The organism is Armatimonadota bacterium, assembly GCA_031081585.1.
Taxonomy (GTDB): domain Bacteria; phylum Sysuimicrobiota; class Sysuimicrobiia; order Sysuimicrobiales; family Humicultoraceae; genus Geohabitans; species Geohabitans tengchongensis.
In genome coordinates this window covers 1-15,366 of record JAVHLY010000044.1, presented here as the reverse complement: position 1 = coordinate 15,366, position 15,366 = coordinate 1, and the positions used below count along the sequence as shown (strand labels likewise).

The 15,366-nt window shown below is 73.7% G+C and carries 12 protein-coding genes and 4 tRNA genes; 8 read left to right on the top strand and 8 right to left on the bottom strand.

What is annotated here, in order from left to right:
• The 3 genes from RB146_13075 to RB146_13065 form a co-directional block, all read right to left on the bottom strand.
• A partial coding sequence (locus tag RB146_13075) for a GTP-binding protein (protein ID MDQ7829899.1) occupies positions 1-85 on the bottom strand: 85 nt, incomplete at its 3' end.
• Positions 86-211: 126 nt separating this feature from the next.
• Positions 212-287, bottom strand: a tRNA-Thr gene (locus RB146_13070).
• A 131-nt stretch (positions 288-418) separates the two neighbouring features.
• Positions 419-2,791, bottom strand: a complete 2,373-nt coding sequence (locus RB146_13065; protein ID MDQ7829898.1) for an ATP-binding protein — start codon at positions 2,789-2,791, stop codon at positions 419-421.
• Between the two features lie 144 nt (positions 2,792-2,935).
• On the opposite strand from RB146_13065, the gene RB146_13060 reads away from it, so the two are divergent.
• Positions 2,936-3,943 (top strand): diguanylate cyclase, encoded by a 1,008-nt coding sequence (locus tag RB146_13060; GenBank protein MDQ7829897.1) that lies wholly within the window; start codon positions 2,936-2,938, stop codon positions 3,941-3,943.
• Here the strand turns inward: RB146_13060 and lhgO are convergent.
• Positions 3,928-5,217, bottom strand: a complete 1,290-nt coding sequence (lhgO, locus tag RB146_13055) for an L-2-hydroxyglutarate oxidase (protein ID MDQ7829896.1) — start codon at positions 5,215-5,217, stop codon at positions 3,928-3,930. The genes RB146_13060 and lhgO overlap by 16 nt on opposite strands.
• Before the next feature lie 107 nt (positions 5,218-5,324).
• On the opposite strand from lhgO, the gene RB146_13050 reads away from it, so the two are divergent.
• From RB146_13050 to RB146_13040, 3 genes are all read left to right on the top strand, one after another.
• Positions 5,325-7,379: a HEAT repeat domain-containing protein gene (locus tag RB146_13050; protein ID MDQ7829895.1), complete on the top strand. Its 2,055-nt coding sequence runs from the start codon at positions 5,325-5,327 to the stop codon at positions 7,377-7,379.
• A complete protein-coding gene (locus RB146_13045; protein ID MDQ7829894.1) occupies positions 7,376-8,800 on the top strand; it encodes an HD-GYP domain-containing protein in 1,425 nt (474 codons plus the stop codon). Before RB146_13050 ends, RB146_13045 begins: the two co-directional genes overlap by 4 nt.
• Before the next feature lie 4 nt (positions 8,801-8,804).
• A tRNA-Leu gene (locus tag RB146_13040) sits at positions 8,805-8,891 on the top strand.
• A gap of 47 nt (positions 8,892-8,938) precedes the next feature.
• Here the strand turns inward: RB146_13040 and RB146_13035 are convergent.
• From RB146_13035 to RB146_13025, 3 genes are all read right to left on the bottom strand, one after another.
• A tRNA-Cys gene (locus RB146_13035) sits at positions 8,939-9,013 on the bottom strand.
• Positions 9,014-9,089: 76 nt separating this feature from the next.
• Positions 9,090-9,164 (bottom strand) — tRNA-Gly (locus RB146_13030).
• A gap of 67 nt (positions 9,165-9,231) precedes the next feature.
• On the bottom strand, positions 9,232-10,020 hold the full coding sequence (locus RB146_13025; protein MDQ7829893.1) for an ABC transporter ATP-binding protein: 789 nt from the start codon (positions 10,018-10,020) through the stop codon (positions 9,232-9,234).
• On the opposite strand from RB146_13025, the gene RB146_13020 reads away from it, so the two are divergent.
• The 4 genes from RB146_13020 to RB146_13005 are packed head-to-tail and all read left to right on the top strand — an operon-like array spanning position 10,019 to position 14,435.
• Positions 10,019-11,032, top strand: coding sequence for an ABC transporter permease (locus RB146_13020; protein MDQ7829892.1), 1,014 nt, complete (start codon positions 10,019-10,021; stop codon positions 11,030-11,032). The genes RB146_13025 and RB146_13020 overlap by 2 nt on opposite strands.
• Positions 11,032-12,201, top strand: a complete 1,170-nt coding sequence (locus tag RB146_13015) for an FtsX-like permease family protein (GenBank protein MDQ7829891.1) — start codon at positions 11,032-11,034, stop codon at positions 12,199-12,201. The genes RB146_13020 and RB146_13015 overlap by 1 nt, the downstream gene beginning before the upstream one ends.
• A 1-nt stretch (position 12,202) precedes the next feature.
• Positions 12,203-12,901, top strand: a complete 699-nt coding sequence (locus RB146_13010; protein MDQ7829890.1) for an ABC transporter ATP-binding protein — start codon at positions 12,203-12,205, stop codon at positions 12,899-12,901.
• A 52-nt stretch (positions 12,902-12,953) separates the two neighbouring features.
• Entirely contained in the window at positions 12,954-14,435 is a 1,482-nt protein-coding gene (locus tag RB146_13005) for a hypothetical protein (GenBank protein MDQ7829889.1), read from the top strand.
• A 142-nt stretch (positions 14,436-14,577) separates the two neighbouring features.
• Here the strand turns inward: RB146_13005 and RB146_13000 are convergent, their stop codons facing one another.
• The gene (locus RB146_13000; protein MDQ7829888.1) at positions 14,578-15,240 is read right to left on the bottom strand and encodes an MBL fold metallo-hydrolase; all 663 of its coding nucleotides are present in this window, start codon (positions 15,238-15,240) and stop codon (positions 14,578-14,580) included.
• Positions 15,241-15,366: the final 126 nt, after the last annotated feature.

The window sequence follows — 15,366 nt, the reverse complement described above, 5'->3', positions numbered from 1 at the left end:
TCAGCGTCGTCTTCCCGTGGTCCACGTGCCCGATCGTCCCCACGTTCACGTGCGGCTTCGTCCGCTCGAACTTCGCCTTCGCCATCCCCGTCCTCCCGTATGAGGCCCTGGTCCCCCCGGCCGGGCCCGCCCGACGGGCGAGCGCTGAAAAGGGTTAAGGGACCTGCGTCCCCTAACCCCCGGTGGCCTCGGGCGCGACCGCCCGCAGTCGTGGAGCCCACGACCGGACTCGAACCGGTGACCTTGTCCTTACCAAGGACACGCTCTGCCGCCTGAGCTACGTGGGCCCGGTTCGGGGCCATTGTAGGCCAGGCCCAGAAAGAGCGTCAACGGCGCCAGGAAGTGCCGGGAGGATGCGGAAGGTCTCTGTGGAGGAGGTGGGCGATGGACTGGCTCTTCGTGCTGCTGGCAGTCGCCGTTATCTGGTTCCTGTTCGTTCGCTGACGGCCGGAGGGCGGGGCCAGGCGCGCCGCTCCTCCTCCGCCGCCACCGGCAGGGCGAAGACGAAGGTGCTGCCGGCGCCCGGCTCGCTGGCGCGCAGGTAGACCGTCCCGTTCATCCGCTCGGCCAGCTTCAGGGAGATGTACAGCCCCAGGCCGCTGCCGCCGGTGTCCCGGGTGAGCCCCCGGCCGAGCTGGCTGAAGCGCTCGAAGAGGCGGTGGCGCTGGTCGGCGGGGATCCCCGGGCCGGTGTCGCGGATGTGGGTCTCCACCAGCCCGTCGCGCACCTCGTGCCAGATCTCCACCCCGCCCCGCTCAGTGAACTTGATCCCGTTGCCCACCAGGTTCAGCAGGACCTGGATGGCCTTCTCCGGGTCCATCAGCACCGCCGGGAGCGTCCCCACCTCGGGCAGCCGGTAGGTGAGCGTCAGGCCCTTGCGCCGGGCATCGGGGGCCAGCGTCTCGATGACCTGCCCGACGACCTCCGGCAGGTGGCTCCGTTCGATGTGCAGGGTGATCTTCCCGTGCTCCAGGCGGGCGGCGTTGAGGAAGTCGTTCACCAGCCGGATCAGGCGCACCGTCGCCTCGTGCACCTCCCCGAGGACGCGGCGGACCCCGTCCGAGAGCGCCCCCAGCGACCCGTCCAGGGCCAGCTCGATGTTCCCCTTGATGACCGTCAGCGGCGTGCGGATCTCGTGCGAGGCGATGTAGAAGAAGTCCTCGCGCATCCGCTCCATCTCCACCTCGACCCGCACGTCCTGCAGGGTGCAGATCACCCCGAGCGCGCCGCCCGCCGGGTCGTAGAAGGGTGCGGCGGTGAGGGAGACGGGGAGGAGGTCGCCGCCGGCCCGGCGCACCAGGACGCGCTGGCGGGTGGCCTGGCCGCGCCGCAGGGCGGCGGTGACGGGGTGGTCGGCGTCCCGGAACTGGCCGCCGTTCTCCCGCTGGAGGTGGAAGACCTCCTGGAAAGGCATCCCGGTGACCGTGGCGGCCGACCCCTCGACCAGGCGCTCGGCGCCGCGGTTGAGCAGCGCGATCCGCCCCGCCTGGTCGAGGACCACCAGGCCCTCGGCCATGTTGCCGAGGATGGCCTCCAGGCGCTCCCGCTCCTGACGCCGCAGCGCCCGCTGCTCGACGGCCCGCCGGGAGAGGAGGTAGGCGAAGACCGCGACGAAGAGCAGCCCCGTCACCCGGAAGACGGCCAGTCCGGCCACCTCGCCCAGCGGGGCGCCGCCGCGCACGGCCAGCGCTGTCTCCAGGCCCATGCTGACCACCCCGATGCCGGCAGGCACGCGGATGTCGCGCGGGGCCAGGGTCCAGGCCGTGGCCAGGATGGGCAGATAGTAGAGGAAGAAGAGCGGGCTATGGAGCCCGCCGGTGAAACGCGCCGTCAGCGCCACGAAGATGGTGTAGAACGCGTTGCCGTAGAGGGTGCGCAAGCGCGGGTTGGGCCCCGGGCGCAACCGGAACCAGACCAGGGTGAAGAGGCTGGCGGCGAAGGCCAGGCTGTACAGCCCGACGCGGTTCACCGGCGCCTGGGCCATGTTCCCGGCCAGCGTGACGAGCAGGATGGCGGCCCACACCACCGCCTCGATGATGCGCTCGACCGCGGCGGAGCTCGGCCGCGCCGCCGCCGCACGCACCCGGTCGGCCAGCGCCTCCTGGAACCAGGGGTGCGCCACCAGGAAGGCCGCCAGCATCGGGTAGACGAAGAACCCCGGCCACCATCCCAGGGCGCGGACGAAGAGGACGGCCAGCCCGACCAGCGGGACCGCCCCCGCGGTGTAGGCCGCCAGGCGGAGGAGCACGTGGCGCAGGCGCAGCGACAGGGCCAGCGCCGCCGCGCCGGTCAGTAACGCCCCCGCCACCAGGGGGCGGATGCGCAGAACCTGGGCATAGAGCGGATGGCGGAAGGTGCCGGGGGCGGCCAGGAGGAGCGCCCCCAGCGCGGCCTCGATCAGCAGGACGGCGCAGACCAGCGCGTCGAGGCCGACCGGCTCCGGGTCGCGGGGGTCGTCCTGCCACCCGGCCAGCACGTAGAGCGGGGCCAGCAGGCCGAAGACCACGACGCCGCCCGGAACGCCCATCCGCCCGGCGTTCCAGGCGCCGACGAGCAGCGGCACGGCCACCAACAGGCCCCCGAGCAGGCGGACGCGGCGTCCCAGGCCGGGGCCGTGGACGTGCAGGATGCAGGCGATGACGCCGGCCGAGACGTAGGCGGTGCCCGCGACGGTGATCCGCCGCCCCGGCTCGGCGAACGCCGCAGGGGCGGAGATGAGCATGGCGGTCCCGAGCAGGATCTCAATGAAGCCGATGGCCAGCGGCAGGGTGGAGGCGGTCAGTCGGGGCATGGGTCAGCCTGACCCCGGCGGCGGACCGGGCTGCGGGAACTCCCGGGGCATGCGACGGGGTGCACGTCTCCTATGTGCCCCAATGGCCGTCCCCACAGGCCTGACCCGACCGGCAGCCACCCCGCGGCGGGGGGAGGTGCCGGCATGAGTCTCTCCAAGGACGGCCAGACGCCCCGCATCCTCGTCGTCGACGACGAGCCCTCCATCCTGAGCATGCTGCGCCTGCGCCTCGAATCGATGGGCGCGGCGGTGGTCACGACGCCGCGGGGGGCCGAGGCCCTGGCGTTGGCGCGCACCCACGAGCCCGACCTGGTGCTGCTCGACGTGATGATGCCGGACGTGGACGGCTTCACGGTGATCGGGGAGCTGAAGGCCGACCCCGTCACCCGGGAGATCCCCGTGATCTTCATGACCGCCCGGGACGAGGTCGACAGCCGCATCCAGGGGTTGGAGCTCGGAGGCCACGACTACGTCACCAAGCCTTTCAACACCGCCGAGCTGCTGGCGCGGGTGCGGGCGGCGCTGCGGGTCAAAGCGCTGCAGGACGAGCTGCGGGAGAAGAACCGCCTCCTGGAGCAGCTGGCCAGCAGCGACCCCCTCACCGCCCTGCCCAACCGCCGGACGTTTGACGAGCAGGTCTTCCTGGAGATGGAGCGGGCGCGGCGGAGCGGCCAGCCGCTCTCCGTCCTGCTCTTCGACATCGACGACTTCAAGCAGATCAACGCCCGCTACGGGCACCAGTCGGGGGACGAGGTGCTGCGGCGGATCGGCCGCGTGCTGGCCGGCCGGCGGCGGGCGGTGGACCTGGTCGCCCGGTACGGGGGCGAGGAGTTCGTCTGGCTCCTCCCGGGGGCCAGCACGGAGAACGCCATGGAGCTGGCCGAGTGGCTGCGGCGGACCGTCGCCGAGGAGACGGTGCACACCAGCGAGGCCACCATCCGCGTCTCCATCAGCATCGGCGTCTCCACTTACGTCCCGGCGGAGCACGGCGATGCGCCCACGAGCGCCCTCCTGGAGCAGGCCGACCGCGCGCTACGCGAGGCGAAGGCCCAGGGCAAGGCGCGCGCGGTCTTCCGGCCGCTCACCCTGCTGGAGGAGCAGCCCGTGGAGGAGGACTTCGAGGAGCTCGCCGGCCCCTACGGGCCGATGTGAGGGGCGGGCACCCCGCGCACGGCGGCCCGAGGCCCCTCGAGGTGCACCGCGGCCAGGCCGGCGATGTGCCGGCCGATGGCCAGCGAGGCGGTGGCCGCTGGTGAGGGGGCGTTCAGGACGTGGACGGCGCCCGGCGCCTCCACGATCCGGAAGTCGTCCACCAACGTGCCGTCCGGGGCCACCGCCTGCGCCCGCACCCCCGCACCATGGCGCTCCACCGCCGCCGGCGTCACCGCCGGCACCAGGCGCTGCACGCTGCGCACGAAGGCCCGGCGGCTGAGCGAGCGGGCCAGCTCCATCCCGCCGGCGCGCCAGGAGCGGCGCACCATCCGCCACCACCCCCGGTAGCGCAGCAACTCGGTCAGGTCGCGCAGGCGCACATCGGTCGGGCGGTAGCCGTCCCGGGCGAAGGCCAGGACGGCGTTGGGGCCGGCCTCCACCTCGCCGTGGACCGTGCGGGTCAGGTGCACCCCGAGGAAGGGGAAGGCGGGGTCGGGGACCGGGTAGATGAGCCCGCGGACCAGGTGCCGCCACGCCGGGCGCAGGCGGTAGTACTCGCCGCGGAAGGGGACGATCTGCACGTCCGGACGCCCGCCGGCCAGGCGGGCGAGGCGGTCGGCGTAGACGCCCCCACAGTTCACCACCACCCGCGCCCGCACCGTCCCCCGCTCCGTGTGGACGAGCCAGCGTCCCTCCCGGCGGGCGAAGCCCACGACCCGCGCGCCCAACGCGACCTGGCCGCCCGCCCGGCTCACCCGCTCGGCCAGCGCCCGGGCCACCGCCCCGAAGTCCACGATGGCCGTCCCGGGCGACCAGAGCGCCGCCACCCCGGTCGCGTGCGGTTCGAGCTCGCGCAGGCGCTCGGGGCCGATGCGCTCGAGCCCGGGCACACCGTTGGCCCGCCCCCGCTCGTAGAGGACCTCCAGCCGCGGGACCTCCTCCGGCGTGGCGGCGACGACCACCTTCCCGCACCGCTCCAGGGGGATCCCGTGCTGCTCGCAGAACGCGGCCAGCAGCCGGCCGCCCTCCACGCACAGCCGCGCCTTGGCCGACCCCGGCCGGTAGTAGAACCCCGAGTGGACCACGCCGCTGTTGTGGCCGGTCTGGTGGGCGCCGACGCGCCCTTCCCGCTCCAGCACCACCAGGCGCAGGGCGGGGAGGTGCTGCAGCAGGGCGTCGGCGGTGGCCAGGCCGACGATGCCGGCGCCGATGACCGCGACGTCCACCTCGCGGTCGTCGATGAGGTCGGCCATGACGCCCCCTGCCCCGGTCATCGCCCCTCAGGATAGCCGACTAACGGCGGCGCGGTCTTGGGCATGTCCGCTGGGGGACAGGTCGCCGCCCTGTGGAGCACGCGCAGGGGGGGGCGTTCGAGGGAGCGATGGAGTCGCAGGGGCAGGCGGCGGACCGGCTGCTGCGACGGCTCAACGCGGCGGTCAAAGCCTTCACCCTCTACCCGCCGCCGCATCCGGCAGCCGACCAGGCGCTCGAGAGGTTCGAGGGCGAACTGCGCCCGTACCTGGACGGCACCGGGCCCTTCACGGTCCGGGTGGCGAAGCACGCGCTGACGGTCGACGGGCAGGTCCTGGACGGCGTCCCCTTCGCCGACCTGGCCTTCCACCTCTACACGCGCAAGGTCGCCCAGGTGACCATCCTGCCGGCGGCGACCCGGCGGGACCTGGCCGCCTTCCTCGGCGCGGTGGCGCGCGATCGGATGAGCCTGGAGGCCTCCGGCGGGGTCGCGGACCTCCTTTGGGCGGCCGAGGTGGGCACCGTCCAGGTCGTCGAGATGGCGCTCGAGCAGGAAGAGGCGGCGGAGAGCCTCGGCATGAGCGTCTTCTACGAGCTGATCGGCGCGGGGCGACTGGCCGGGCCCGAACGGGAGCGCCTGCTGGAGATCGTGCGCGGCGGCGCCGGGTCGGCCGCGCGGCTCCTCCAGAACGTCCACGCCCTGACCCTGGAGGTCTTCCCGGAGAGCCCGCCCGCCGACCAGGTCGACCGCGTCTACCGCGCCCTGCGGACCCTGGACCGGCTGGCCCTCGACGAACCGTTCGAGGAGCAGCCCACCCTCTACGACGCCCTGGCCCACGCCCCCTTCCACCTGGAGGAGCCGCTCGGCTCAGCGCTGGCACGCACGCTGCTCTTCCGGGCCGGCAACGACAGTTCCGCCCGCCTCCTCGTCGACCAGCTGGCCCCGGCGGAGCTCGCCGACCTGATCGTGCGTTCGGGGGCAGACGTCCCGGAGGCGGTCCGGCTCCTCACCGAACTGGCTCCCGGGCCCCTGCGCGCGGAGGCAGTGGTGGCGGCGCTGGCGCCCCGGCTGGGGACGCCCGAAGGGTGGCTGCGCGAGGCCCTGCGCCCGCTGCTCCAGCCCACGATCGCCACCGCCGCCGAGCTGCTGGCGGAGTTCGCCTTCGACGAGAGCCAGGCCATCGTCCGCCAGGAGGAGTTCGAACAGCGGGTGCGCGAGGCACAGGCCATCAGCGACGAGAGCCTGACCGTGGACGCGGTGCGCACGCTCGTCGACGTCCTGCGCAACGAGGAGGACCCGGCGGAGCTGGCCGAGGTCGCCGACGCCCTGAGCGCCCACCTCCCCTGGCTGGCAGAGCGGCGCCACCTGGCGGTCCTGGAGGGCCTGCTGCGGGAGCTGAACCCCCTGGCCCAGACCGCCGGGCCGGCCCAGGCCGCCGCCGCCCAGGTGCTCGGCCGGGCCGCCGAGGGCAAGACCCTGGAGACGCTGCTCACCGTGCTCTGGGCCACGCGCGGGACCCCCGACGAGGCTGGGGCACGGGCCTGCCTGCAGGCCCTGGGCAGGACGGCAGTGGGCCCGCTGGTGCGGGCGCTGGGCAGCGAACCGCGCGCGGGGATGCGCGCCATGTTGTGCGACCTGCTGGCGGCGCTGGGCCGGGGACGCGTGGCGGAACTGACCGCGCACCTGAGCGACGGACGCTGGTACCTGGTCCGCAACCTGGCGGACGTGCTGGGCCGGATCGGCGACCCCTCGGCCGTCCCGGCGCTGGCGGGATTGCTCCGCCACGAGGAGTACCGCGTCCGGCGCGAGGCGGTGGACGCGCTGGCGCGCCTCGGGACGGCCGAGGCGCAGCGCCACCTGGTGGCGCTGCTGCGCGACCCGGACGGGCGCATCGTCCTGCGGGCGCTGCAGGCGCTCAACGCCGAGGGGTTGCGCCTGGCGCTCCCGGAGCTCACCGCGCTGCTGGATCGCCCCGACCCCATGCACCGGCTCTTCGAGCTGAAGCGGGCGGCCCTCGAGGCGCTGGAGCGCCTGGGCGGGCCGGAGGTCGTCCCCATCCTCCGCCGCCTGGTGAGTGGACGGCTCGCCTGGGGGCGCCAGCGCACGCTGCGCGACCTGGCCCGCCGCGCCCTGGCCGCCGCCGAGGCGGCCGTCGCCGCAGGGAGCGGGAGGTCGTCGCGATGAGCGAGGCGGCCGCAGTGCCCACCCCGTCCCGCAGCCTGTGGGGCCAGACCGAGGGGGAGGCCCGTCGGCGGCCGCTGCAGCCGGGCGACGTCCTGCGGGTCATCGCCCGCGCCCGCCGCACGGCGGCCCTCTACGGGGCGGGCCACCCCGTCGTGGCCTCGACGATGCGCGAGGCCCACGGCATCCTGGCCGGCCTGGTGGCCGCCGGGCACTCCCTGCGCCTGGCCATCCACGAGGACACCTTCTACGTGGAGCGGACCGTCCTGCTGGAGGAGAGCCTGCAGCTCTACGCCCTGCTCCTCGACCTGCGCGAGCGGGAGGTCGGCGTGCTGGAGTTCCACGCCGGGGTGGAGGTGGAGGAGCTGCAGCACCTCGTCGAGGTCCTCAACCTGCCGGCGGCGGAACTGCGCCGCGGGGGCGGCGCCAGCCACGCCCTGGCCCGGCGCGGCGTGCGCCACATCACCGTCGGGCCGGCGCCGGCCGCGCCGGAGGAATTGCGCCTCCGGGTGGACCCGCGCGACGCCTACCGGGCCGGGCTGCGCGTGGCGGACGAGCTGACCTTCCAGGCCTCCCGCGGCCTGCCCCTGGAGATGCGCAAGGCCCGGATGGTCGTGAACTCGCTGGTGGACATCATCATGGAGGACCGCGCCGGGTTGCTGGGCATCAGCGCGCTGCGCGCCTACGACGAGGACACCGCGCACCACTCGCTCAACGTCGCCGTCCTGGCGCTGCTCATGGCGGAGCGCCTGAACGTCGACCGGGCCCGGCTCATCGCCATCGGGCTGGCCGGGCTGCTGCACGACATCGGCAAGGTGCGGGTGCCGCGGGAGATCCTGCTAAAGGCGGCAGCGCTCACGCCCGAGGAGCAGGTGGTGATGCGCCGCCACCCGGTCTACGGGGCCCACCTGCTGCGCAACCTGCCGGGCCTGGCCCGCGTGGCCTTCATCGCCGCCTTCGAGCACCACGCCAACTACGACCTCTCCGGCTACCCACGCATCGGCACCCGCCGCTTCCCCCACCTGGTCACCCGCATCGTGCAGATCGCCGACTTCTTCGACGCCGCCACCTCCGCGCGCCGCCCCTACCACCGGCCCATGGCCCCGGTCGAGGCGATGCGCTTCATCCTGGACAAGGCCGGCACGATCTTCGACCCGGTGCTGGCGCGTATCTTCGTCCACGCCCTGGGGCTGTACCCGGTGGGGTCGCTGGTGGAGCTGGACACCGGGGAGCTGGGGGTCGTCCTCCGGCCGGGCGAGCGGGAGCTCACGCGCCCGGTGCTGCGGGTCGTGCAGAACCGCTTCCACGACCCCATCGCGCCGTACACGCTGGACCTGGAGGACGACCCGGAGCGGCACATCGTGCGGGCGGTGGACCCGGAGGCCGCGGGCATCGACCCGACGGCGCACCTGCAGGTACAATGAGGCCGGGCAGGTGGCGGAACAGGGATACGCGAGGGGCTTAAACCCCCTTGCCCGCCAGGGCTTGTGGGTTCGAATCCCACCCTGCCCACCAGAGTGGTCTGCAGCAGCGCGTGTGAGGTTCCGGGCCTGACTAAGGATTGGAGGCGGCGCCCGGATTCGAACCGGGGAATGGGGGTTTTGCAGACCCCTGCCTTGCCTCTTGGCTACGCCGCCTCGGGCGCCGGTCGTCCGACCGACTGTCCGTATCGTGATGAACCCGGTCCGGACCGAGTTGTGTTCGGCAGTCCGCTGGAGCGGGAGACGGGAATTGAACCCGCGGCCTTCTCCTTGGCAAGGAGACGCTCTGCCTCTGAGCTACTCCCGCACTCACGCCGATTATAGCGGGCCCCGTGCGGGGGCCGCAATGACCGCTCAGGCCCGGACAGCCTCGCTCAGACCCGAACCGCCTCCCGCAGCGGCCGGGCGGTGAGGGCCAGGAAGACGTCCTCCAGGGTGGCCTCCCCATCGGGGGCCACCCGCCGCTTGAGGGCCTCGGGCCGGTCGAGGGCGACGATGCGCCCGCGGTCGATGATAGCCACCCGGTGGGCCAGCCGGTCCGCCTCCACCATGTCGTGCGTGGCCAGCACGGCCGTCTTCCCCTCGCGGTTGAGGGCGGCGATGATGTCCCGCACCACCCGCGCGCCATGCGGGTCGAGGCCCAGGGTGGGCTCGTCCAGCAGCAGCACGGGCGGGTCGTGGATCAGGGCCTTGGCCAGCCCCAGGCGCGCCCGCATCCCCGTGCTGTAGCGGGCCACCAGGTCGTCGGCCCGGTCCGCCAGGCCCACCAGCTCCAGCAGCGCCGCCGCCCGCGCCTCCGCCTCCCGCCGCGGCACCCCGTACAGGGCGGCGAAGTAGCGCAAATTCTCCCGGCCCGTCAGGCGCGCGTAGACGCCGCGCGCCCCCGTGGGGACTACGCCGATGCGGCGGCGCACCTCCGCGGGAGCGGTGCGCACGTCGAACCCCTCGACCTCCGCGGTGCCGGCCGAGGGGGGCAGCAGCGTGCTCAGCATGAGCAGGGTGGTGGTCTTGCCGGCGCCGTTGGGGCCGAGAAAGCCCAGCACCTCGCCGCGGGCCACCTCCAGCGTCACGTGGTCGACGGCCACGATCTCGCGTGCGCCGCCAGCGACGCGCACAGGGAAGCGGCGCGTCAGGTCGCGCAGGACGATCGCCGGGGAGGCCATGGTAAGGTGGGTCGGGATGCTCCTCCTCCTGCTCGTCCTTACCCTGGTGAGCGCACGCCCCGTCGCCGCGGACGCTGCGGCGGGGACGGCCGCTGCGGCCTCGACCGACGACCTTCCCGCCGTCGCCGTACCCGAGCGCACCGCCCGGCGCCTGGGACTGCGCCCCGGCGCTGTGATCGAGGTCAGCCCCCGCCCCTTCACGGAGCAGGGCGCCCGCCGCCGCTTCCGCGTGGCCGTGGTCTGGGCGCCGCCCGAGCACCCGGCGGACGTGGCCCGCGAGGACCTCCTCCTCCGCTTCCACCTGCCCGACCTGGAATCCCTCCTGGCCGCTGACCGCACCCCGGTGCGCAACCGCCAACTGGCGCGCGACCGCCCTGCGCCCCCCGGCCGCCCCCCGGCCCCGGACCGCCTCCCCGCGCGCGGCGGCAATCCGGCGCAGGATGCCGGCGATGGAGCCGGGCCGGCGGACGTGGTCGACCGGGTGGTGGTGCGCCTGCGCCACCGGCAGCGTGCCGAGGTCGTGGCGCGCGACCTGGACGCGCTGGTCCCGGGGGTGGACGTCTACACGGCGGAGGAGGTGGCGCGCCACGTCTCGCGCACCTTCGTCGTGGTCTCCCGCTTCCACCGCGCCATCGGCGTCGTCACGCTGCTGGCCGGCGCCATCTTCCTCGTGACGATCATGAGCCTGAAGCTCACGGAGATGCGGCGCGAGATCGGCGCCCTGCGCCTGCTGGGCGTGAGCCGCGCCACCATCGGGCTGGCCGTCCTGGCCATCGCCGCCGCGGCGGCGCTGCTGGGGACGCTGGTGGGGATGGGAGTGGGCGCCGCCCTCGTCGCCGCCATCAACGCCTACTACCGCCCGCTCTTCGAGACGCGCCTGCGCTTCGCGGTGCTGGTGCCGCAGACCCTGCTGGCCGCCGCGGTGCTGGCGGTCGTCCTGGGGGTGGGGGCGGGGGCGGCGGTGGCGGCCCGGCTGCTCCGTCGGCCGCCGCTGGAGCAGGTGGGACGCTGATGGTCTGGCTGCTGGCCCGGCGGACGCTGCGCCGCGCCCTCTCGCGCACGGTGCTGCTCGTGGCCGGGGTCACCATCGCCGGGGCGCTGCTCTTCGACATGTCGATGCTGGGCGGCGGGCTGGAGCGCAGCCTGGCCCTCAGCCTGGGACGCCTGCACTACGAGCTGCGCGTCCTGCCCGCGGGGACGCTGCCCTTCGCCACCGAGGCGACCATCCCCGACGCCGGGCGGGCCGCGCGGCGCATCGCCGCCCACCCCGAGGTGGCCTGGGCGGCGCCGCTGCTGGGTACGACCCTCTACGCGGAAGCGAACGAACGGCGGCGCGCCGCCTTCGCTTACGGCCTCACCCCCGAGGTTCCCGACATCGTGCGCGTCGAGGGACCGGGCCGTGCGGGCGTCGTGGTGAACCGCCCGCTGGCCGAGGCGCTGGACCTCCGGCCGGGGGACACCCTGCGGCTGGCCACGCGCATCAGCCCGCAGACCGGGACCCCCGAGCGCGTGATCACGGTGCGGGTGGGGGCGCTGGGCGAGTTCGCCTTTGACCTGGCGGGGCAGCGTACGCTGGCGCTGCCACTTGCCGACCTCCAGGCCCTGCTCGGGGCCGGTGCCGGGGAGGCCTCGCTCCTCCTGGTGAAGGTGCGGCCGGGGGCCGACCCCGAGCGGGTGGCCGCCTGGATCGAGGACGCCTTCCCGGCGCTGGACGCCCTCTCCGTGGCGGCCATCGTCGCGGAGATCCGCCGGCAGCTCACCTACTTCGCCCACTTCGCCACGGTGCTGAGCGCCGTCAGCCTGCTCGTCGCCTTCCTGCTCATCGGCGCGGTCCTCACCCTGGCGGTGGGCGAGCGGCTGGGGGAACTGGCCGCCCTGCGCGCCATCGGCCTCTCCCGCGCCCGGCTGGTGCTGCTCATCCTGATGGAGGGGCTGGTCGTGGCCGGCGTGAGCACGCCCCTGGCCCTCCTGCTCGGTGCGGCGATCAGCGACCCGCTCGACGCCATCCTGCGCAGCGCCCCGGGCGTCCCGTGCGAACTGCACTTCTTCGTGGGGAGCCCCGCCGCGGTGGCACGCACCGTGGCGCTGCTCCTCCTCACCGGCACCTTGGGCGCCGCCTACCCAGCCTGGGTGGCCGGCCGCCTCAACGTGGCGGCCACGCTGCACCGGGAGGTGCAGTGAGGTGGAAACCGTGCTGCACCCGGCCGCCCCGGGCGAGGTGCTGGTGGAGGTGCGCGAGGCCACCCGCACCTACCGCCTCGACGGCAGCGCCGTCCACGCGCTGCGCGGGGTGACGCTGGAGGTGCGGGCCGGGGAGTTCCTCGCCATCGTGGGGCCCTCGGGGAGCGGCAAGTCCACCCTGCTCCACCTGATGGGGGGCGTGGACCTCCCCACCGCCGGCGAGGTCCGCCTCTTCGGGCAGCCCACCCACCGCCTGAGCGACGCCGCGCTCTCGGCGCTGCGGCTGCGGCGTGTGGGCTTCGTCTTCCAGCGCTTCTTCCTCCTGCCGATGCTGACGCTGGCCGAGAACGTCCTGCTGCCCATGCTGGAGGCGGGAGTGCCGCCGCGGGAATGCGAGGCCCGGGTGGCCGCGCTGCTGCGCTACGTGGGGCTCGAGAGGCGCGCCCGCCACCTGCCCGGCCAGCTGAGCGGCGGCGAGCTGCAGCGCGGTGCCATCGCCCGCGCGCTGGCCAACGGCCCGGCGCTCCTGCTGGCCGACGAGCCCACGGGGGAGCTCGACCAGGAGACCGGGCGGCAGGTAGCCGACCTGCTGGGGCGCGTGCACGCGGCGGGGGTGGCCGTGGTGGTGGTGACCCACAACCCCGAGCTGGCCGCGCGGGCGCCGCGGGTGCTCACCATCCGCGACGGGGTGCTGATGTGACCCGCCGGCGCGGACCGGGCCAGCGTCAGGTCCCTCGCCACGGGGTGCCGGCATGACCGCCGCGGCGCTGCTCCTGGCCCGGCGCGCGCTGGGGACGCGGCCGCGCCGCACGTTCGTCCTCCTGCTGGGGTACGGGCTGGGCGTGGGCGTGATGGTGGCGCTCCTGGCGGTGGGGGACGCCCTGCTCCTGCAGGCGCAGGACCGCGACCTGGTGGCCGGCGGCGACCTGGTCCTCCTCCCCGAGGGCGTGGACCCCGAGCTCCTCAAGGTGGGCGGCGTCACGGCGATGTACCTGGCCATCCCCAACGCGCGCTACCTGGCGCGGCAGGTCCTCCTGGGGCCGCGGTACGCCGACGACGTCGCCGCCGTCTCCCCCGAGGTCACGGACCGTCTGGTCTACGTGCGCCCCGTGGAGCCCGCCGAGGGGAACGGCCCGCCGGAGGGCCTGCCGGCGCGCGCCAGCGCCGCCCTGCCCGAGGCCGCCCGGGCGGCGCGCAGTGCCCTGGCCGTACCCGGGCCGGCCTGGCGCGACACCGCCGCCGACCGGGCCTGGCTGCGGCCGGACCCCGCCACGCTGCTGGCGACGATCGACCGGTTCCACCGCCCGACCCCGGGCCCGGCGGGACGGACCTGGGCGGAGTGGTGGTACTTCAACCTCATCGACCGCAGCGGCACCTACGGCTACCTCGCCTTCGTGGCCGCGCGCGACGGGCGGGTCCAGGTCGGTCTCAGCCTGCGGCTACCCGACGGCCGCCACGTGCGCTGGGAGGAGGTCCACACCGACACCGTCCTCCCCGTGGCACCGGCGGGGCGTGCGGACGCGCTCGCCTTCCGGGCAGGGCCCCACCGCATCGATCTGCAGGACGGGATCTACCGGATACGCCTGCGCCGGGCGGAGGCGAGCCTCGACCTGACCGTGCGGCCGGTACCGGGGCTGGTCTTCCCCCCCGTGGAGTGGAGCGGCACCGGCGGGTTCCGCTCGGGGTACGTCGTCCCGGCGCTGCGCGCCGCCGCCCATGGCGCGCTGCGCCTCGGCGCCCGGACCGTCCCGCTGGCGGGGGTCGCCTACCACGACCACAACTGGGGGGTGTGGGAGGCGGTGACGTGGGAGTGGGGCACGGCCAGCACGGCCACGTTTGCCCTCCTCGCCGGGCAACTCCACCACCCGGCCGTGCGCGGACAGGAGATGTTCCTCGCCCTGTACGCGGGAGGTCCGCGGCCGGGCCTGCTGGCCACGCTGCGCGCCACCCCTCCCGTCTTCGGGGCGTGGCGGATGGTCCGGACGGTGGATGGGCGCCCGGTGCGGGTGCCGGGACGGATGACGTACCGGGCGGCCAACGACGCCGGGGACCGTCTGGCCGTGACGGTGGCGGTGCGGGACGTCGTCGCCACCCCCGCGGCGCCGGAAGGCGCACCCGCCCGACTGGTGTTCCTGCAGGTGCGGGGCGTCTACACCGTCGAGGGACGGGTTCGGGGGCAGGTGGTGCGCTTCCAGGCGGAGGGGTTCGCCGAGACCTTCCGGCCGCTGCGGTAGCCCTCTGGATGCCGCCTGGTCATTCCCCCTTGGGATCACCCTCGTCCAGCTCTGTCCAACGGATCGGCGCGTCAGCGGCCGCGCACGTAGCCAGTGGTCGGTTGCACGCGCCAGTGGTACGACACTTCATGAGATAGCACCTTTAGCCCCGACGCCACTCAGACGCGTCGTGAGCGAACATCACACGCGTCGGCGACATCGCCTTCAAGCGAGCAATGCTGGCCGCACCGATGTCTTGGCGGTCCGGCTCCCAACTACCAGTTCCCTCCTCAAACCCCTCGGGCGACTCTGCGGCTTGACCAGCGAGGACAACAATGCCTTTCGGACTATCCAAGATAAGCGACTGATGACCCATGGTGTGGCCCGGGGTCGGAAAAACCGTGGCGCCCGCCCAAATTTCGTGCTCGCCGTCAGCTATCTCAAACCGAGCGCCCGTGAAGTCGAACCATTCACGTACCGTGTAATTGGGAGTCCGGGCTTCCTCGAGCTCTGTGCGCTGGACCACGAATCGAGCGCCTTTGAACAGGTGATTGCCGCCGCAATGGTCGAAGTGCAGGTGGCAGTTGACCACCACATCCACGTCACTTACCAACACGCCCTTCTCACGCAGGAGAGCAACCAGATCATACCTCTTGGGCCGACAGTGGTCGTCAATCCAGCTGTGGGGGGGACCCAAACCCGTATCGAATAACAGGACTCCAGCGCTGGAGATAACAAGATAAGCGTAGTTCGAGACCAGTGTGTTCGGCCGAGGATGCCAACTCGGTGTAAGAATGTCTAATACGTGCAACCGAGCGATTCTCATTCTCTCTGAGCATCCAGTTTCCTGAGCGTGTGCTAAAGTCCGTTGAGAAATGAGGGAAGCGGCCCCGGCGTGGTGAATGAATCAGTGGGTGCAAACCCAAACACCATGCGGAAGGGAGACCGCTTC